The sequence below is a fragment of the Mycobacterium farcinogenes genome, assembly GCF_019739075.1.
In the GTDB taxonomy this organism is placed as follows: domain Bacteria; phylum Actinomycetota; class Actinomycetes; order Mycobacteriales; family Mycobacteriaceae; genus Mycobacterium; species Mycobacterium senegalense.
On the sequence record NZ_CP081673.1, the window covers coordinates 1,138,082 to 1,156,115 of the forward strand.

The window sequence follows — 18,034 nt, forward strand, 5'->3', positions numbered from 1 at the left end:
AGTCACCCGGTGCGCGGCCGTCGAAAATTGGTGTCATGCAGCGCATCCACGTCGAAACAATTCTGCCCGCCGACACCGCGCGAGTGTGGCAGGCCATGCAGCAGGTCCCGACTTTTCTCTATGTCTGCCGCGGCTTGTTCGGTGTGCCGGCGCTGGCCGGACGTACCGAACCGTTCGAGGCGGGCGAGCGCGGAACCGGTTGGCTGTTCGCCTTTCACCTCATCCCGGCCTACCGGCACACCATCGAGGTGCTCGAGGTCGATGACACCACGCGGACGGTCCGCACGCACGAGTACGGCGGGGTGCTTCGGTCCTGGGACCACACTTTGCACGTCGAACCGGTGACCGATCGGTCGTGCCGCTACAGCGACACCGTCGAGATCGACGCCGGCCGACTCACGTCAGCGGTGGCCGCGCTGGCCCGCGGCATCTACGCCTACCGGCACCGCCGCTGGCGCAAGCTCGTGGACAAGCACATGTCAGAACCGCGTCTGGGTGCAGGCCGTGGGTGTGGTCAGGTTGACGCCGCCGAACACCACCTGGATGACTGAGCAGATGATGAACTCGTCCTTGGTGTTCGGCTGACCCGTCCGCCAATCGGTCGGGGTCGATACGCCCTCGATGCGGAAGCGTTCGATCGGTCCGCCGCCGAAGTAGGTCGCCGAGATCTCGACCTTGTTGATCGACCGGTACAGCTTCGAGAGCACGTTGTCGTGGTTGGAGCCCTTGATTTCTCGGGGCATACCGGCCGGCGCGCTGTAGGACGCTTCCTGCCAGGTGTCCTTGTTCGAGCTGCGCAGGGTGATGGTCTGCCGGGCCCACGCGTCACCGGGGAATCCGATGGGGCCGTCCGGCGTGAGCAGGTTGGCTTGCGTGTTGAACGTGCACTGCGTGCCCGCGCAGTCCGCGCTGACGTGCATCTCGATGTCGCCCTGCGGGCTGGGGATCGAGGTGACCGAAGAGTTCGCGGCCGCGGAGGCCGACGCGGGGAACGCCAGCGCCGCCGCGGTCAGCACTGCTGCCGCGCTCGCTGCGGAGAGCCTGTTGATCGTCATCGTCAAGAAAGGTATCCGCTCGTTACTCGTCGTAGGTGACTTCGACCGAATCCGACACCGGCGTGGCCTGGCAACCCAGGATCAGGCCCTCTTCGAGGTCGGAGGGTTCGAGCACGTCGTTGATCTTCATCTCGACGTCGCCGGACTTCTTGAGCACCGCGCACGCGCCGCAATGACCCTCGCGGCAAGAGAACGGTGCGTCCAGGCCCTTGTCCAACAGGACGTCGAGCAGTGTGGCCGACCTCGGCCACCGGACCTCGTGCGTGGTGCCGTCGAGGGTGACGACTGCGGTGGCCGGCTCCTGGTCGCTGTCGTCTTCCTCGATCACCACGGCCGCGAACGGGTCCGAATCCAGCGACTTGAACACCTCGATGTGGATGCGCTCGTCGGCGGCGCCGGCCTGCTGCAACGCCTGCTCGGCGGCGGCCATGAACGGGCCGGGGCCGCAGATGAAGGCCTCGCGGGAGGCGTAGGGCGCGACGAGCCCGGCGAGCGCAGCGGGGCTGGGCAGCCCCTGCACGGTCTCCAGCCAGTGCACGACGGTGAACCGGTCGGGGTACTTGGCGGCCAGCTCCCGCAGGGTGGCGCCGAAGATCACCGAGTTCTCGTCGCGGTTGGCGTAGACGAGGACGACGTTGCCGCTGCCCTGGGCAAGGGCGGACTTGCAGATCGCCATCATCGGCGTGATGCCGCTGCCGGCGGCCAGCAGCAGGAAGTCGGTGTCGAGATCCTTGGGCACGAAGGTTCCCGACGGGGCCAGCACGTGCATCTTCATCCCGGCGTGGGCGTTGTCGCACAACCAGTTCGACGCGTAGCCGTCGGCCGTCCGCTTGACCGTGACGGTCAGCTGATCGTCGGTCACCGGCGAGCTGGACAGCGAGTAGCAACGAGCCACCGAGCCGGTGCGATCGCTGGGCACCCGCAGGGTCAGGAACTGGCCGGGGGAGTAGCTCAACCGGTCGGCTGGGATGGTCGAACCCTCGGGGACGGCGAATACCAGGGACCGCGCGTCGGCCGTCTCCTCGATGACCGCGCTCACCTGCAGTTCGAGCACATGGCTGCCCAGTGGCTCATCAGTCACGGCTGGACCCTTTCTTCACTCATAACTAGAACATGTTACAAAAACGTACTTGCGCTGGTCCAGCCCACCATTACAAGGCGCTACTCGACACAAATCGTAACGTGTTCTAATCTCTGTCTAGGCGGTCAGCTCGCGCTTATCGCAGTCCGAATCTTGGGAGGCATTTCCGTGACATCCATTGAACAGCGTGACGTGCAGGCGGTTCTGGCCGGCATCGATGAATTGCTGCCGACGCTGCGTGAGCGCGCTCAGGAGACCGAGGATCTGCGTAAGTTGCCCGACGCGAACGTGAAAGCGCTGGAGGACGTCGGTTTCTTCAAGCTGCTGCAGCCCGAGCAGTGGGGCGGCCTGCAGTGCGACCCGACCGTCTTCTACGAAGCGGTCCGGCGGCTGGCCAGCGCCTGTGGATCCACCGGCTGGGTGGCCGGCATCATCGGCGTGCACAACTGGCACCTGGCGCTGTTCGATCAGCAGGCTCAGCAAGACGTCTGGGGTGAGGACACCTCGGTTCGGATCTCCTCCTCCTACGCCCCGATGGGTGCGGGCACCGTGACCGAGGCCGGCGACGGCTACCTCGTCAACGGCGCCTGGAACTGGTCCTCGGGCTGCGACCACGCCACCTGGGCCTTCCTCGGCGGCCCGGTCATCAAGGACGGCCGCCCGGTCGACTTCGGCAGCTTCCTGATCCCGCGGACCGACTACCAGATCGACGACGTCTGGAATGTGGTGGGCCTGCGCGGCACCGGCAGCAACACGGTCGTGGTCAAGGACGTGTTCGTGCCCAAGCACCGCTTCCTGTCCTACAAGGCGATGAACGACGGCACCGCCGGCGGGTACCGGACCAACACCGCTCCGGTGTACAAGATGCCCTGGGGCACAATCCATCCCACCACCATCTCGGCCCCGATCGTGGGCATGGCCTACGGTGCCTACGACGCGCACGTCGAGCACCAGGGCAAGCGGGTGCGCGCGGCGTTCGCCGGTGAGAAGGCCAAGGACGACCCGTTCGCCAAGATCCGCATCGCCGAGGCGGCCAGCGACATCGACGCCGCCTGGCGCCAGCTGTCGGGCAACGTCGCCGACGAGTACGCGCTGCTGGTGGCCGGTGAGGAGATCCCGTTCGAGCTGCGGGCCCGGGCGCGGCGCGACCAGGTGCGTGCCACCGGCCGCGCGATCGCCTCGATCGACCGGCTCTTCGAGGCCTCGGGTGCCACCGCGCTGTCCAATGACGCTCCGGTACAACGGTTCTGGCGCGATGCGCACGCCGGCCGGGTGCACGCCGCCAACGATCCCGAGCGGGCCTACCTGATCTTCGGCAACAACGAGTTCGGCCTGCCCCCGGCCGACACGATGGTCTGATCGATGACTGCCACGCAAGAGATCACATTCGAATCCACCTCCCGCTACGCCGACGTGCAGGCCGGCGAGCTGGCCATGCGGTTGCACTACCACGAGGCCGGTGACCCGGCGGCGCAGACCATCGTGCTGTTGCACGGCGGCGGGCCCGGTGCGTCGAGCTGGTCGAACTTCGGCCGCAACATCGCAGTGCTGGCCGAGAAGTACCACGTGCTGGCCATCGACCAGCCTGGTTACGGCCTGTCGGACAAGCACACCGAGCACGAGCAGTACAACCGATACAGCGCCAAGGCGGTGCTCGGCCTGCTCGACAAGCTGGGTATCACGGGACGCGTTCCGCTGCTGGGCAATTCGCTCGGCGGCGGTACAGCGGTCCGCTTCGCGCTCGACTACCCGGACCGGGCGGGCAAGCTGGTGCTGATGGGCCCGGGCGGCCTGAGCGTCAACCTGTTCGCGCCGGACCCGACGGAAGGCGTCAAGGCGCTCGCCAAGTTCAACTTCGAACCGACGCGCGAGAACCTCGAAGCCTTCATCCGGATCATGGTGTTCGACCAGAAGCTGGTCACCCCCGAGCTGGTCGACGAGCGGTTCGCGATCGCCAGCACACCGGAGTCGCTGGCCGCCACGCGGGCGATGGGTAAGTCGTTCGCGGGTGCGGACTTCGAGCTCGGCATGATGTGGCGCGAGGTGTACAAGCTGCGTCAGCCGGTGCTCTTGATCTGGGGCCGTGAGGACCGGGTCAATCCGCTCGACGGTGCGCTGGTCGCGGTCAAGCAGATTCCGCGGGTACAGCTGCACGTCTTCGGGCAGTGTGGACACTGGGCTCAGGTCGAGAAGTTCGACGAGTTCAACAAACTCACCATCGATTTCCTTGGGGGTTAGCAGATGAGCATCAAGGCACTGGGCTACATGCGCATCGAGGCCACCGACGTGGCGGCCTGGCGCGAGTTCGGGCTGAAGGTTCTGGGCATGGTCGAAGGCGAGGGTGCCATTCCCGGCGCGCTCTACCTGCGCATGGACGACTTCGCTGCCCGCCTGGTGATCGTGCCCGGCGAACAGGACCGGCTGCTGATCTCCGGCTGGGAGGTCGCCGACGCGCCCGCGCTGCAGAATCTGCGCGAGACCCTGTCCAAGGCGGGCGTCGATTTCGTCGAGGGCACCCGCGACGAGATCCGCGAGCGCCGGGTCGAGGGCCTGATCCGGTTCTCCGATCCCTCCGGCAATGTGCTCGAGGCGTTCTACGGGGCCCAGTACCTGGGTCGGCGGTTCGTCAGCCCGTATGGCCACAAGTTCGTCACCGCCGAGCAGGGGCTGGGGCACGTGGTGCTCACCTGTGACGACGACGCCGCGGCGCAAGCGTTCTACCAGGATGTGCTGGGCTTCCGGCTGCGTGACTCGATGCAGTTGCCGCCGCAGCTGGCGGGCCGCCCGGCCGACGGCGATCCGGTGTGGCTGCGCTTCTACGGCTGCAACCCGCGCCATCACGCGCTGGCCTTCATGCCGATGCCCAACCCGACGGGCATCGTGCACCTGATGGTCGAGGTGGAGAACTCCGACGACGTGGGCCTGTGCCTGGACCGCGCCAACCGCCGCAAGGTCAAGATGTCGGCGACCCTCGGCCGGCACATCAACGACAAGATGTTGTCCTTCTACATGAAGACCCCGGGCGGGTTCGACATGGAATTCGGTTGTGAGGGGCTGGAAGTCGAGGATGAGAGCTGGATCGCGCGCGAGAGCGTGGGCGTCAGCCTCTGGGGCCACGACTTCTCCGTCGGATTCAAGTAACGCAGGCGTTCAGATGACACAGGCTCAGCCGATCGACCCGCGTACGTTCCGAAATGTGCTCGGCCAGTTCTGTACTGGCGTCACGGTCATCACGACCCTGCACGACGACGTGCCGATCGGCTTTGCCTGTCAGTCGTTCGCCGCGCTGTCGCTGGACCCGCCGCTGGTGTTGTTCTGTCCCACGAAGCAGTCACGGGCCTGGAAGGCCATCGAGGCCAGCGGGAAGTTCTGTGTGAACATGCTGCACGAGAAGCAACAGCATGTGTCCGCGCAGTTCGGCTCCAAGGCGCCCGACAAGTTCGCCGGAATCGATTGGACGCCATCAGAACTCGGCTCTCCGGTGCTCGACGGCAGCTTGGCTCACATCGACTGCAACGTGCATTCGGTGCACGACGGCGGCGACCACTTCGTGGTGTTCGGTGCCGTGCACTCGTTGTCAGAGGTGCCCAAGCGCAAGCCACGACCGCTACTGTTCTACCGCGGCGAGTACACCGGTATCGAGCCGGACAAGAACACGCCGGCGCAGTGGCGTGACGACCTGGATGCGTTCCTCACAGCTACGACGTCCGACACCTGGCTCTGACTTCTCATCGCTGACATCAACTGGGCCCCCTCCCGACGGAGGGGGCCCACTTGTCGCATGGCCAGCACATATTTACCTGGTCGAAAGTCAGGGTAGGCATACCTATTGATTATTAGGGGACGCTAAGCTAACTTTTGGTCGTTCCTCAGTCAATTATCAGCTTCAGGAGATTTCGTGCGTCAACCTGCCCTTGCCTCCTCCGGTACCGCCCCGGCGGTCAGTCGGAGGGACAAGTTCCTCCTCGCCGGCGTCGCCATGATGAGCGCCAGCGCCATCGCGGTGACCCCCGTCGCCCAGAACACCACGGTCATCGAGCAGGCGAAGTCACTCGCCTACGACCTGACCGCGACGATGGAGGCCACCGCCTCCCCGGTCGACGTCTACGGGTCGTTGTTCGAGACGACGTTCAACAACCTCCAGTCTCTGGGCGGGGCTGTGGCCGCCAACCCGGCACCGTTGCTGAGCCAGATTCTGGAGAACCAGATGGGCTACGCCGAGAAGTTCGGTGCGGCGTTCGAGGCCATCCCCGCCAACCTGAAGGCGTGGTACGAGGGCGCCAACGGGCAGGCGCGCTTGGACCAGGCGCTCGCCGAACTGCAGGCCGGCAACATCGGTGAGGCATACCGGTGGTTCAACCACTCCATGCTGTACGCGTTCCAGGGCGCCTTCGGCGCACTGATCGCCCCCGGGTTCATTCTCTCGGGCGTCCCGCGTGGCGGGACCGAGTACCTGGCCGGCATCCCGGAGCAGATGGCCCAGAACTTCACGAATCTGGTCGCCGCCACTTTGACCTCGAGCGTCGTCGTCAGCGCTCTTTTCCAGGGTGCTTTCGCCACGGTCAGCGGCCCGGCGTTCGAGCTCGCCCGCATCGCTGAGTCGATCAGCACCAGTGTCGCCGCCGGCGACATGGAGGGTGTCTTCAACGCCGTGGTGAACACGCCGGGCATCCTCGTCAACGCGGCGCTCAATGGATTCGACTATGCCGATCCCGACGAGTCGGGTGCCGGAGGCTTCACTGAGTGGCCGGCGCTGCTCACCTGGGCCGAGCCCGGCGAGCAGGGCGGGGCCCGGATTGTCGCGGGTCTGCTGCAGAACCTGCTGGTGAACATTCCGAAGACCCTCGCCGACGCCATCGACAACACCCCCGAGGCCCCGTCGGCTACCGTGGCCCAGCGTGTTGCGGCGGCGCTGAGCGGATCGCCGACGGCGGCGCTGGCTGAGTCGACCGTCGATTCCGTGAAGGAGAAGGAAGCGGCCGGCGCTCTGGAGTCCGGAAGCGTCGAGCAGGCTCCGGCTCTGGAGACCGGAAGCGTCGATCAGGCACCGGCGCTCGAGTCCTCGAAGACTCCGGCGGCCGCTGTGCAGGCCGTGAAGGTGGAGAAGCCGGTCGCTGAGGCCGCTCCTGTGGTGACGGAAGAGGCTGCTGCCGGCTCCGAGACCGCGCCTGCTGCCGGCGCCGAGACCGCGCCTGCTGCGGGCAGTTCGGTCAGCTCGGAAGGCACGACGAAGGTCAACGATCGGGTCAAGATCACCGACCGGATCAAGGCCAAGGTGAAGGAGGCCAAGGACGCGCGGCAGGCCAAGGTCACCGCCGCCAAGGAGGCCAAGGCCGCCAAGGTCAAGGCCAAGCAGACCAAGGCGAGCGAGTCCAAGGCGAGTGACTCCAAGGCAAGCGACTCCAAGGGAGGCTCGGATTCGTCCGAGTAATCAGCGCTGCACCGGCTGGGCCCCACCCGTCTAGGGTGGGGCCCAGTTTCGTCATTCGGTGGTCACGCCGCAGACTTGTGGCTTGATTCCTTCTTGGGGTGCTTACCCTCACTCTTGGTCGACTTCTTGGCGGACGTGCCGCCGGTGTCACCGGAGCCGGCCTCGTTCTTCGAGCCCTTGCTCTTCGTGCCCTTGATCTTCTCGCCGAGCTTCTTGGCGGCCGAGCTCAGCCGACTTCCGCCGGGCTTGCCTTGAGTGCTCGACTCGGCCTTGGCCGGCTTGGCCTCTTCCGACTCGGTCGCCTCGGTCGCCGTTGTGGCGGCTACATCGGTGGCGCTTGCAGCCGTGGCGTCCTCGGTGTCGGCGTCCGTTGCGGTCTTGGCGGTCAGGGCAGCCTTGGTGGTCTTGCTGGTGACTGCCGTCGATGCAGCGGCGGTTTCTGCTGCGTCGGCGGCGTCGGTGCCGGCGCCCAGGTCGGTGACCGAGGTTTCGACTGCTCCGGAGGCGGCCGAATCACTTACCGGCGAAAGGGCATCCGCGACCACAGTGGCACCGGTCGTGGAGCCTGTGGTGGAGTTGGCGATGGCGGCGGCGATCTTCTGCGGAATGGTGACCAGCAGCTGAGAGATCGGTCCACCGCTGGCCCGGGTTCCCTTGGGGGAGAAGAGCCCTGACCATGCCTCTGTGGTGTCGCCCTCGTTGTAGTCGAACCCGTTGAGGAACGCGTTGGCGATGATGCCGGGTGCGTTCACCAGCCCGGTGATCGCTCCTTCGAGGTCGCCGGAGGAAAGGGCGCTCGAGATCGCGTCACTGACCCGGGAGCTTTCGAATGCGGCGCCGCTGAGCGGTGCGAAGGCCGACTGGAAGAGACCGTAAACCAGAGTGCCGGCGCTGGATACCGCGGTGACCGCATTGGCGAAGTTCTGTGCCATCTGCGGGGGAATGGTGAACAGAACGTTGAAGACCGGCAGAACCGAATTCTGCATGGCGAACAAGAAGAACTTGTTGAAATTGTCGTAGGCCGTGAAGAAGTCGCCGGATTGAAGCGCGCTTTGGATGGCGGCCACGTACACCTTGCCCGCGCTGCCTTCTCGGCCACCGTTCTCGTACCAGTTCTGCAACGTCGACGGAATCGCCTCGATGGCGGTGCCGATCTGTTCGGCGTAGCCCTGTTGGTTCGCGGCGATTGTGCTCAGGACCGGGAAGGGATTGGCCGCAAGCTGCCCGCCGAGAGTACTGATGTTCGTAATGGTGTTGTTGACCAGCTCGCCGTACACGTCGAGTGGTGATGCCGTGGCGTCGGCTACCAGCTGGACGGCACGGTGTTGTGCCTCGATCAGGGCCGGACTTGTGGCGATCGGGTTGACGGCGATGACGCTGGCGCCCAGCGCCGCGATACCGCCCAGCACGAGCTTGTTCCTGCGCCCGGTTGACCAGGGGAGTGCTTGTTGCACGCGATTCTCCTCTTTCGAATTCATTTGCCGCCCAGGGAGGCGGCGAGGAGGGACGTTAGCTGAGATTTACCTAAGCGGCAATAGGTATGCCTTACCTAAATTAGGACGCCTATTTACCTATGTTTGAGCTGTGAGTGCACTGGGTTTGCGATATGAAAGCGCAGCTCACGGGCGGCTCTGCGATTCCAGTTCAGGGTCGCGCCGGCGCCAGGGTGTCATCCCTCAAGCTGAGAGTTTCCTGAGTGCGCAGCGGGGATCTCCGGTCTGAGTGCCGGAAGGTGCTGATCGGTCGATCAAAGCCGGCCTTGACACCCTCGGTGGGCAATGCGATTGTTTGATCGACTGATCAAAACGCCGAAAGGATGGCCATGGCAGGCAGAGTCGAGGGGAAGGTTGCCCTCGTTACGGGGGCGGCACGCGGCCAGGGGCGCAGCCATGCGCTGCGATTGGCGCAAGAAGGTGCCGACATCATCGCGGTGGACGTCTGTGCCCCGGTCACCGATACCAGCGCGATTCCCGCGTCCACCCCGGACGACCTGGCCGAAACGGCGGATCTCGTCAAGGGGCTGGATCGCCGGATCGTCACCGCGGAGCTCGACGTGCGTGACTTCGACGCGCTCAAGGAGGCTGTCGACAGCGGTGTCGAGCAGCTCGGCCGGCTCGACATCGTGGTGGCCAACGCCGGCATCGGTAACGGCGGCGATGTTCTGCACGAGACCAAGGAATCCGACTGGGACGACATGATCGGCGTCAACCTGTCGGGTGTCTGGAAAACCGTGAAAGCCGCGGTGCCGCATATTCTTTCCGGCGGCCGGGGCGGTTCGATCGTCCTGACCAGCTCAGTCGGAGGTCTGAAGGCCTACCCGCACACCGGCCATTACATCGCGGCCAAACACGGCGTGATCGGCCTGATGCGCAGCTTCGCGGTGGAGTTGGGTCAGCACTCGATCCGGGTGAACTCGGTGTGTCCGACGAACGTCAACACCCCGATGTTCATGAACGAGGGCACGATGAAGCTGTTCCGGCCGGACCTGGAGAACCCGGGCCCCGACGACATGGCCGTCGTTGCCCAGCTGATGCACGTGCTTCCGGTCGGCTGGGTCGAGCCTGTCGACATCAGCAATGCGGTGCTCTTCCTGGCCTCCGATGAGGCCCGCTACATCACCGGTCTGCCGGTCACGGTCGACGCGGGCAGCATGCTCAAGTAGCGGTCGCTTCGCTGCCGAACCGGCGCAGGAACCGTTCGACGAAGGCGCGGAACTCGGCGTGGCCGTCGGTCACGCCGACCGCCTCTTCGTTGCACAGGCTGCGGGCGGACTGGGTGAGCAGCATCGACATCACCACCGGCGGAAACTCCTCCATGTCCACACCGTGGGCGCGCAGGACTCCTGCCATGGCGGTCGCCTCGATGTCGCGGACCCGTTCGGAGTATGCCTTGAGTTCCACGCCGATCGCCTTGCGGTGATTGGCCAGTGCCATGAACTCGGTATTGAGGCCGGTCACTCGCGTATCGGAGTTGATCAGCCACAGAGCCCGCAGTGGGTCGTCGGTGGTGATGGCCTCGCGCAGCCGGGCCAGGGCGACATCGGCACCGCTGCGCAGCACCGCGATGTAGAGGTCGTCGAGAGTGTCGAAGTAGTAGTAGACGAGTGCCGAGCGGACCCCGGCTACGGCCGCGATGCGTCGGGTGGTGGCCGCGGCATAGCCCTCGTCGCGGATCACCTGGGCGGTCGCCTCGATGAGGCGCTTTCGGGTGCCCGCGTCCTTTTCTTTGGTCGCACGTGCCGCCGCCATCAGCGCAGCTCTCCAAAGTTGTTGCCCGACAACGCATATTTCATGTGGGCCGGGAACCTTGACCGCCGAATGCCGGGGGTGGTAAGCATGAGCCATCCTAACGGTTTGATCGACTGATCAAATTCAGAACTGAGGAAACAGATGCCCGAAGACATGAGTGCGGCCAGGGTCCTGGTGGACGCCGACCTGTGCGAAGGCCATGCACTGTGCATCCAACTTGCCCCTGAGGTGTTCGACCTGTCCGACGACGAGGTGGCCGGCGCTGCCCCGGTGGATGGGCAGTGGGATCAAGGTACCTGGGACAACGTCAAATCTGCCGTCGACGCCTGCCCGCGCCAGGCGATCAGCCTGCTCAACACCAGCACGAAAGGCCAGTGAGCCATGACCGATCTCGCTTCAGTCGACTACTTCGCCGATCCGGCCGTCGCCCAGGACCCTTACGAGTACTACGAATACCTGCGCAGCAACGGACCGGTGTTCACCGAGCCGCATCACGGCGTGGTCGCCTTGACCGGCTATCAGGAAGTCATGGCGGCCTTCAAGGACCACGCCTCGTTCTCGGCGGTGAACGCCATCGGTGGCCCGTTCCCCCCGCTGCCTTTCGAGCCCGAGGGCGACGACATCACCGAGCAGATCGAGGCGCACCGCCACGAGTTCCCCATCTTCGAGCACATGGTCGTGATGGACCCACCGCAACACGAGCGGGCCCGCTCGTTGCTCAGCCGGCTGCTGACCCCGCGCCGGCTCAAGGAGAACGAGGACTACATGTGGCAGCTGGCCGACCGCCAGCTCGACGAGTTCATCGCGAACGGCAAATGCGAGTTCCTGTCGGAATACGCCAAGCCGTTCGCCACCCTGGCCATCACCGATCTGCTGGGTGTGCCCGAGGAAGATCGCGCCGAGTTCCGGTTGGCCCTCGGCGCGGGCAAGCAGCCGGGTAGCCGCGTCGGTGCGCTCGACGGCGAGGCGGTCGGGCTCAACCCGCTGCAGTACCTGGACGACAAGTTCAGCGGATACATCGCCGAGCGACGTGAGAACCCTCGCGCCGATGTCCTGGGCGGGATGGCCGCCGCGACGTATCCCGACGGCTCTGTCCCCGAGCTGCTCGAGGTGGTGCGCCCGGCGACATTCCTGTTCGCCGCCGGGCAGGAGACCGTCACCAAACTGCTCAGCGCCGCGGTGCAGACCCTCGGTGACCGGCCCGAGTTCCAGCAGCAGCTGCGGGAAAACCCGGACCAGATCCCGGCTTTCATCGAGGAGGCACTGCGGATCCAGAGCCCCACCAAGATCGACTTCCGGCTGTGTCGCAAGTCCACCACGCTGGCCGGTGTGCCGATCAAGGCCGGCACCGTGCTGATGCTGTGTCTCGGCGCGGCCAACCGCGATCCACGCAAGTTCGATGAGCCCGACCAGTTCCGCATCGACCGGCCGAATGTCCGTGAGCACATCGCCTTCGGGCGCGGCATCCACACCTGTGCCGGGGCACCGCTGGCCCGGGTCGAGGGGCAGATCACCGTGGCTCGCCTACTGGATCGCATGCGCGACATCGCCATTGACGAGTCGGTGCACGGCGCAGCGGGGCAGCGCCGGTACTCCTACGAGCCGACGTTCCTGCTGCGCGGTCTCACCGAACTGAACATAACGTTCACCCCAGAGAGAGGGTGATCGCCCCGCCGCGATGATCGGCCTTGTCGAGAATGCTCGACGGCACCCGGAACACTCGGCCCGGTGAGGCCGGCCAGGGCAGGGTCTTCCGGCCGATGACCGTGCCATCCTGGCGCGCAACCACTTTCGGTATGCGCACCAGGGTGTCGGTCCACAGCAGCAGGCGGTGCCGCGCTGGGGCAGGGTCGCCGGGCCGCAGCAGGCCCGGTGCCACCCAGCGCAGGGGAGCCGCGGCCTCGATCCGGACTCCCTCGCTGGGCGTGGCCGGGCCGCTCAGGTAGCGACGCACCTGGGCAGCCACGTGGCGGCCGTCGAGCGCGGCGATGTCGGCGGTGTCCACCGGGTGCAGCAGGTTGCCGATCGCGAACACACCTTCCCGGCTGGTTCGCAGCGCGGTGTCGACGACAGGCCCGAGACTTTTCGCGTCCATGTCGAGCCCCGCCGTGCGGGCCAGCTCGTGGTCGGGAATCCAGTCACCGGTGAACACCACGGTGTCGCAGGCCACGATGCGGCGCTGGCCGGTGCGGGTGTTCTCGATTTCGACGCCGACCACGACACCTCTGCCGATGATGCGGGTCACCCGGGTGGTGGTGGCGACCTCGACGTTCATCAGCGGGGTGCGGCCCGCGAGGTTGAACACCGCATATGACTCGGGCGACGGGTATTCGCTTGTCATCAGGGTGGTTTCGCAGCCGGCATGCTTGAGTGTGAGCACGGCCGAGTAGCTGACCAGCTCAGCGCCGACCACGACGGCGCGCTTGCCTACGCTGCGACGCTGCAGGTGCACGGTGTTTTGCAACTGCCCGGTGGTGTAGACGCCGCCGGGCCGGTCACCGGGAATCAGGCGCGCCGGCCGGGCCCGCTCGCGAGCACCGGTGGCAAGGACAACCGCGCGGGCGTCGAGTTGTTCGCGCCCGGCCGGCGAGGTGAGCTCCAGAGACTTTTCACCGGCCCAGCCGGTGACCATGGTGGCCGTGCGGATCTCCGCCCCGGCCGCCGTCGCCTCGCGAACCAGGCGGCGGGCGTACGCCGGCCCGCTGATGAAGGTCAACATGTCGCGGATGCCGTAGCCAGGGTGGTCACTGTGTCGCGGAATCCCGCCTGCCTCGGATTCGCGTTCCAGCACAACGACATTCAGGTTCGAGTCGTGTGCCAGCTCGGCCGCGGCGGTGAGGCCTGCGGGCCCGCCGCCGATGATCGCGACGTCGTAGGTGCTCACTTGTTGATCTCCTGAGATTCCCGCTCGAACACCGATTGCACCTCGGCACCGCAGAAGAAGGCCTGGCAGCGGCCGTTCATCACGCGGGTGCGTCGTCGCAGGCCTTCCAGGGCTGCGGGTGGGATGACGGAATGGCAGGCGTCGCGCAGTTCGCCTTCGGTGACGCGTTCGCAGAAGCACACGATCCGGCCGTAGGCGGGATCGGCGGCGATCTTCTCGGCCTGCTGATAGGGACGGGGAAATGCTTCGCCGAGGTTGGGCATCTGCGGCGGATCGGGCAGTTCGGCGGCGGGTACCAGCTCCAGGCCGGCCGAGACCAGTTGAGTGCGGGCGTATTCGGCGATCGCCATGCCTGCGGTCAGGCCGGTGGACCGGATGCCGCCGACCAGGAGGTAGTGCTGCGTCGGGTCGGCCTCGATCAAGTAGTCGCTGTGGTCGATGGCGGCGCGCAGCCCGGCGTAGGTCGCGGTGACCTCTTCGTCGAGGAGTCGCGGCATCAATCCGCGGCCCTTCTCCAGCAGGAACTCGAATCCGGTCTCAGAGGTACCGGTCGCGGTGCGGTCGGTCAGATCCTCCGAGGTGGGGCCCAGCATGACGTTGCCGTAGATGGTCGGGCTGACCAGAACGCCCTTACCCCGGGAGGTCGGCACGGGCAGCACGATCTTGTCGACCAGCGGCCGGGCCAGCTTGTCGTAGACGATGAGTTCGCCGCGGCGTGGGGTCACGGTGAATCGCGAGAAGCCGAAGAGGTTGTCGATGACATCGGCGCCCAGGCCGGCCGCGTTGACCACCCACCGGGTACGCACAGCTCCGGCGGAGGTGTGCAGGGTGGTGTCCTCGGCTCCGGTCTCGACGCGCTCCACCCGATGATTCGTCAGCAGGGTGGCGCCCCGATTGACGGCATCGGTGGCCAGCGCCAGGTTCACCGTCCAGGTGCAGATGATGGATTCGTCGGGCACGGTGAGTCCGCCGAGTGCGCCCGGCCCGAGATCGGGCACCGCGGTGTATACCGCTGCAGCGTCGACGATCTCGCACCGGTGATACCCGTTGGCCTCGGCCTTGTCCTTCAAACCAGGCAGCGCGGCGAGTTGTTCGTCGTCCCAGGCCACCAGGATCGCCCCGGTGTGCTCGACCGGGATGCCGGTGTGCTTCGCATATTCGGACAGCAACTCGTAGCCACGGCTGACCATGGCCGATTCCAGCGTTCCCGGTTTGGCGTCGAACCCGGTGTGCAGGATCGCGGTGTTGGCCTTGCTGGTGCCGTCGCCGACGTCGTCGCGGGCTTCGAGCAGGGCAACGGAGAGTTGGTACCCGGCCAGCTCGCGCGCGATGGCGGAGCCGACGATGCCGGCTCCGATGACCACGACGTCGAACACGTCGGAGGTCGGGGTGTTCATGAAATCTCCTGTTTGTACGTGGTTTCGGCCAGTTCGCGCCAGGCCGCACGGAATTCGGCGGCGCGTCCCGGGCTCCACCGGGGTTCGTAACTCGCCGAGGCGGTCCAGTCCGCGACGACGTCGGACACCGATTTGTCGGGCGAGAGGCTGAGTCTGGCCAACGCGGCTGCGCCCAGCGCGGTGGCGTGGGCGGACGGGTATACGTCGACGGGCACCTGCAAGATGTCCGCGCAGGCCTGCATCAGCACCGCGGACTGGGTGAGCCCGCCGTCGGCGCGCAGCCGGGTCAATGGCTGCGCGTCGGCGCCGATGGCCGAAACCAGTTCGGCCACCTGGGCGGCGATGCCCTGCAGCACCGCCAGCACGATGTGACCCCGCCCCGTGGACAGCGTCATCCCCGAGATGGCTGCGGTGGCCTGGGATTTCCACCACGGAGCGGCCAGTCCGGCCAGAGCGGGCACGCACAGCACTCCGGCGTTGTCGGAGGCGGCGATGCTGTCCATCTCTGCCGCTCCGTTGATCACGCCGAGGGTGGTCAGCCATTTGACGGCCGAGGCCGCGGTGTAGACCTGGCCGTCGATGCAGAAGGAGTCGACACCTCCGACCCGCCAGGCCACCGACGAGGTCAGGCCGGTGGTCGAACGCACGGGTGTGGTGCCGGTGTTCGACAGCAGGAAGGCGCCCGTGCCGAACGTGCACTTGGCCATGCCGGGCTCGAGACAGGCTTCGGCCAGCAGCGCGGCCTGCTGGTCGACGACGATGCCGCCGACGGGGATGTCGGATCCGAAAGCCGATGTGGTGCCGATGATCTCGTCATTGGACGCGATCTGTGGCAGACGTTCGCCGTCCAGGCCGAACAGCGCCAGCAATTCGGGGCTCCAGTCCTGGGCGCCGAGGTCCACGGCGGCCGAGCGGCTGGCCGTCGTTGCATCGGTGACGAACTCACCGGTGAGCTGGTGCAGCAGCCAGGTGTCCGAGGTCGTCACGACGCCGGTGGTCTCGACATTGCGGCGCAGCCAGGCCATCTTCGGTGCCGAGAAGTACGGGTCGAGCACCAATCCGGTTCGGGCGGCGACTACGTCGGCGTGTTCGGACAGGCCGGCGCACAGCGACTCGGCGCGCCGGTCCTGCCACACGATGGCCTGGCTGAGCGGCCGGCCGGTGCCGGGATCCCAGGCCAGCACGGTCTCGCCCTGATTCGCCAGCGACACCGCCGATACCGAGCGGTCGGCCTGCTCGAGTGCGGCGCGCGCGGCGCCGAGCACGGACTCCAGCAGTTCAGCCGGGTCCTGCTCGACGCCGCCGCCGTCGAGGTAGCGCGGGTGTACCGGAACCTCGGCCAACCCGACCACACCGTGTTCGGGGTCGACGACGATCGCCTTGGTCCCCGAGGTGCCTTGGTCGATGGCCAGGACGGTCATTTCACGGGTTCCTCGGCAGCGCTGGCGACTTCATCCAATTCAGCATCGATCGATGCCATCTCGGGCATCTTGAGCCCTTCCTTACCGCGGGTGACGAGCAGATAGCCGAGATAGACCGCGCCGATCGCGACCATGGCCAGGACGTACAGCCACGGGTCCTTGAAGGACGCGTCGCGGAACAACGAGAGCTCGAACACCAGCCAGACCACGGCCACCACCAGGACCGGAACCTCCCAGCGTCCCAGGCTGAATCCCGCGCTCGCGGGCAGCTTCTTGCGGGTCGCGATGTAGAGCGCGATGGTGATGGCGTAGATGGATGCGGGCAGTAGGGTGGCCGCGGAGAACAGTTTGAACAACGCGTCGGTGCTGGTCGAGAAGATCCCGAGGATCACCGCCGAGGTGGCGGCCATGAAAACCGTGGCGTTGGCCGGGGTACGGAACCGCGGTGAAACCTTGTGCAGCAGCTGCCATCCCGGGAAGCGCTGATCGCGGGACATAGCCCAGACCAGGCGCACACCGCTCATCAGGATCACCAGGCCGCAGGCGAAGATCGCGATCGCCACCAGGATGAGCAGCGCGGTGCCGACGAACGAGCCGAGGATGTCACGGATCACGTCGGCGATCGGGGTGCCCGACTGGGCCAGTGTGGTCGGATCGTTCACGGCGGCGGTGACCACCAGCAGGAAAAGGAAGCCCAGCACACCTGAGGCCAGCACGGCCTGCCACATGGCGCGCGGCACAACGACTTCGGGCTTCTTGGTTTCCTCGGCCAGGTTGGCGGCCGACTCGAAGCCGACGATGGTGAAGGCGCCGAGCAGGAAGCCGAGCATCCAGGGGCCCACCGAGGTGGCGGTTCCGAAGCTCCAGTATCCCTCGGCAGGAATGTCGCCGCGGGAGAACAGGTTGCCGACCGAGAGTTTGTGCGCGATCACGCCGACGATGAAAAGCAGGACCACCAGCGCGACCATGCCGATCAGCTCCGCGGTGACGGCGAAGTTGTTGACTCGCTCGGTCCATTTGGTCGACAGCCCGACCAGGAGTGCCTGCAGCAGCAGTACGCCGGCGGTGATCTCGAATGAGGTCAGGGGGGTTCCGGTGAAGTCGAACAGCGCGGGCACGACGGTGGCCGCCACGGTGTAATCGACTGCGACCACGACGATCGCCAGGAAGGTGAACGAGATCCAGCCGGTGATCCAGCCGAGAATCGGGTTGGCCAGCCGCGACACCCATTGGTAGGCGTAGCCGGTCACCGGAATACGGGCGGCCAGCGAGCCGAGCAGCAGGGCTACCGCCACCTGACCGACGATGACGAACGGCCAGGTCCAGATGCCCAGCGGACCGGAGCTGTTGAGCACGCTGCCGTAGGTGGTGAAGATGCCGGTGGCGATCGAGACGAACGCGAAGGCAACGGCGAACGAGGCGAATTTGCCGGTGCCGCGCTCCAAGGTCTCGGTGTAGCCGTAGGGCGATGTGCCAGAATTTGTCATAGATCGGGCTTTCTGAGGGAAATGGACTGT

The 18,034-nt window shown here is 66.2% G+C and carries 17 protein-coding genes; 9 read left to right on the forward strand and 8 right to left on the reverse strand.

The features are described 5' to 3' along the window. Positions 1 to 35: 35 nt before the first annotated feature. Positions 36 to 551: an Rv1443c family protein gene (locus K6L26_RS05320; protein WP_221852826.1), complete on the forward strand. Its 516-nt coding sequence runs from the start codon at positions 36 to 38 to the stop codon at positions 549 to 551. Here K6L26_RS05320 and K6L26_RS05325 read toward each other — a convergent pair. Further along, positions 480 to 1,049, reverse strand: a complete 570-nt coding sequence (locus K6L26_RS05325) for a hypothetical protein (RefSeq protein ID WP_036392828.1) — start codon at positions 1,047 to 1,049, stop codon at positions 480 to 482. The genes K6L26_RS05320 and K6L26_RS05325 overlap by 72 nt on opposite strands. 28 nt (positions 1,050 to 1,077) lie before the next feature. Continuing rightward, positions 1,078 to 2,136, reverse strand: a complete 1,059-nt coding sequence (locus K6L26_RS05330; RefSeq protein WP_036391579.1) for a ferredoxin--NADP reductase — start codon at positions 2,134 to 2,136, stop codon at positions 1,078 to 1,080. A gap of 168 nt (positions 2,137 to 2,304) precedes the next feature. Between K6L26_RS05330 and hsaA the strand changes: the two genes are divergently transcribed. The 5 genes from hsaA (at position 2,305) to K6L26_RS05355 (ending at position 7,567) form a co-directional block, all read left to right on the forward strand. Next, positions 2,305 to 3,495: a 3-hydroxy-9,10-secoandrosta-1,3,5(10)-triene-9,17-dione monooxygenase oxygenase subunit gene (gene hsaA, locus K6L26_RS05335; RefSeq protein ID WP_036391582.1), complete on the forward strand. Its 1,191-nt coding sequence runs from the start codon at positions 2,305 to 2,307 to the stop codon at positions 3,493 to 3,495. A gap of 3 nt (positions 3,496 to 3,498) precedes the next feature. Next, positions 3,499 to 4,374: a 4,5:9,10-diseco-3-hydroxy-5,9,17-trioxoandrosta-1(10),2-diene-4-oate hydrolase gene (gene hsaD, locus K6L26_RS05340; protein WP_036391585.1), complete on the forward strand. Its 876-nt coding sequence runs from the start codon at positions 3,499 to 3,501 to the stop codon at positions 4,372 to 4,374. Positions 4,375 to 4,377: 3 nt separating this feature from the next. Then, positions 4,378 to 5,277: an iron-dependent extradiol dioxygenase HsaC gene (gene hsaC, locus K6L26_RS05345; RefSeq protein WP_019347996.1), complete on the forward strand. Its 900-nt coding sequence runs from the start codon at positions 4,378 to 4,380 to the stop codon at positions 5,275 to 5,277. 13 nt (positions 5,278 to 5,290) lie between these two features. Further along, positions 5,291 to 5,860: a 3-hydroxy-9,10-secoandrosta-1,3,5(10)-triene-9,17-dione monooxygenase reductase subunit gene (hsaB, locus tag K6L26_RS05350; protein WP_019347995.1), complete on the forward strand. Its 570-nt coding sequence runs from the start codon at positions 5,291 to 5,293 to the stop codon at positions 5,858 to 5,860. 174 nt (positions 5,861 to 6,034) lie between these two features. Next, entirely contained in the window at positions 6,035 to 7,567 is a 1,533-nt protein-coding gene (locus K6L26_RS05355) for a hypothetical protein (protein WP_245008695.1), read from the forward strand. A gap of 62 nt (positions 7,568 to 7,629) precedes the next feature. Here the strand turns inward: K6L26_RS05355 and K6L26_RS05360 are convergent, their stop codons facing one another. Then, positions 7,630 to 9,021, reverse strand: coding sequence for a hypothetical protein (locus K6L26_RS05360; protein ID WP_221852827.1), 1,392 nt, complete (start codon positions 9,019 to 9,021; stop codon positions 7,630 to 7,632). 368 nt (positions 9,022 to 9,389) lie between these two features. Between K6L26_RS05360 and K6L26_RS05365 the strand changes: the two genes are divergently transcribed. Then, positions 9,390 to 10,229: a mycofactocin-coupled SDR family oxidoreductase gene (locus K6L26_RS05365; protein WP_036392834.1), complete on the forward strand. Its 840-nt coding sequence runs from the start codon at positions 9,390 to 9,392 to the stop codon at positions 10,227 to 10,229. Here K6L26_RS05365 and K6L26_RS05370 read toward each other — a convergent pair. After that, entirely contained in the window at positions 10,222 to 10,815 is a 594-nt protein-coding gene (locus tag K6L26_RS05370) for a TetR/AcrR family transcriptional regulator (protein WP_047036219.1), read from the reverse strand. The two genes, K6L26_RS05365 and K6L26_RS05370, sit on opposite strands and share 8 nt — an antisense overlap. A gap of 141 nt (positions 10,816 to 10,956) precedes the next feature. On the opposite strand from K6L26_RS05370, the gene K6L26_RS05375 reads away from it, so the two are divergent. Further along, positions 10,957 to 11,193 (forward strand): ferredoxin, encoded by a 237-nt coding sequence (locus tag K6L26_RS05375; RefSeq protein ID WP_019348378.1) that lies wholly within the window; start codon positions 10,957 to 10,959, stop codon positions 11,191 to 11,193. A 3-nt stretch (positions 11,194 to 11,196) separates the two neighbouring features. Further along, positions 11,197 to 12,480: a cytochrome P450 gene (locus K6L26_RS05380; protein WP_221852828.1), complete on the forward strand. Its 1,284-nt coding sequence runs from the start codon at positions 11,197 to 11,199 to the stop codon at positions 12,478 to 12,480. Here the strand turns inward: K6L26_RS05380 and K6L26_RS05385 are convergent. The 4 genes from K6L26_RS05385 to K6L26_RS05400 are packed head-to-tail and all read right to left on the reverse strand — an operon-like array spanning position 12,461 to position 18,004. After that, positions 12,461 to 13,699, reverse strand: a complete 1,239-nt coding sequence (locus K6L26_RS05385) for an NAD(P)/FAD-dependent oxidoreductase (protein WP_221852829.1) — start codon at positions 13,697 to 13,699, stop codon at positions 12,461 to 12,463. The genes K6L26_RS05380 and K6L26_RS05385 overlap by 20 nt on opposite strands. Beyond that, the gene (locus tag K6L26_RS05390) at positions 13,696 to 15,096 is read right to left on the reverse strand and encodes an NAD(P)/FAD-dependent oxidoreductase (RefSeq protein WP_221852830.1); all 1,401 of its coding nucleotides are present in this window, start codon (positions 15,094 to 15,096) and stop codon (positions 13,696 to 13,698) included. The genes K6L26_RS05385 and K6L26_RS05390 overlap by 4 nt, the downstream gene beginning before the upstream one ends. Continuing rightward, positions 15,093 to 16,517, reverse strand: a complete 1,425-nt coding sequence (locus K6L26_RS05395) for an FGGY family carbohydrate kinase (protein ID WP_221852831.1) — start codon at positions 16,515 to 16,517, stop codon at positions 15,093 to 15,095. The genes K6L26_RS05390 and K6L26_RS05395 overlap by 4 nt, the downstream gene beginning before the upstream one ends. Continuing rightward, positions 16,514 to 18,004 carry an amino acid permease gene (locus tag K6L26_RS05400; RefSeq protein ID WP_019348093.1) on the reverse strand — a complete coding sequence of 497 codons (1,491 nt, stop codon included), beginning with the start codon at positions 18,002 to 18,004 and terminating at the stop codon, positions 16,514 to 16,516. Before K6L26_RS05400 ends, K6L26_RS05395 begins: the two co-directional genes overlap by 4 nt. Positions 18,005 to 18,034: the final 30 nt, after the last annotated feature.

Bases quoted from the DNA above. Each gene is read 5' to 3' on its own strand.
- K6L26_RS05390 (WP_221852830.1), bottom strand. From the start codon at position 15,096: ATGAACACCCCGACCTCCGACGTGTTCGACGTCGTGGTCATCGGAGCC.
- K6L26_RS05400 (WP_019348093.1), bottom strand. From the start codon at position 18,004: ATGACAAATTCTGGCACATCGCCCTACGGCTACACCGAGACCTTGGAG.
- K6L26_RS05320 (WP_221852826.1), top strand. From the start codon at position 36: ATGCAGCGCATCCACGTCGAAACAATTCTGCCCGCCGACACCGCGCGA.
- K6L26_RS05370 (WP_047036219.1), bottom strand. From the start codon at position 10,815: ATGGCGGCGGCACGTGCGACCAAAGAAAAGGACGCGGGCACCCGAAAG.
- K6L26_RS05375 (WP_019348378.1), top strand. From the start codon at position 10,957: ATGCCCGAAGACATGAGTGCGGCCAGGGTCCTGGTGGACGCCGACCTG.
- K6L26_RS05380 (WP_221852828.1), top strand. From the start codon at position 11,197: ATGACCGATCTCGCTTCAGTCGACTACTTCGCCGATCCGGCCGTCGCC.
- hsaC (WP_019347996.1), top strand. From the start codon at position 4,378: ATGAGCATCAAGGCACTGGGCTACATGCGCATCGAGGCCACCGACGTG.
- K6L26_RS05365 (WP_036392834.1), top strand. From the start codon at position 9,390: ATGGCAGGCAGAGTCGAGGGGAAGGTTGCCCTCGTTACGGGGGCGGCA.
- K6L26_RS05395 (WP_221852831.1), bottom strand. From the start codon at position 16,517: ATGACCGTCCTGGCCATCGACCAAGGCACCTCGGGGACCAAGGCGATC.
- hsaB (WP_019347995.1), top strand. From the start codon at position 5,291: ATGACACAGGCTCAGCCGATCGACCCGCGTACGTTCCGAAATGTGCTC.
- hsaD (WP_036391585.1), top strand. From the start codon at position 3,499: ATGACTGCCACGCAAGAGATCACATTCGAATCCACCTCCCGCTACGCC.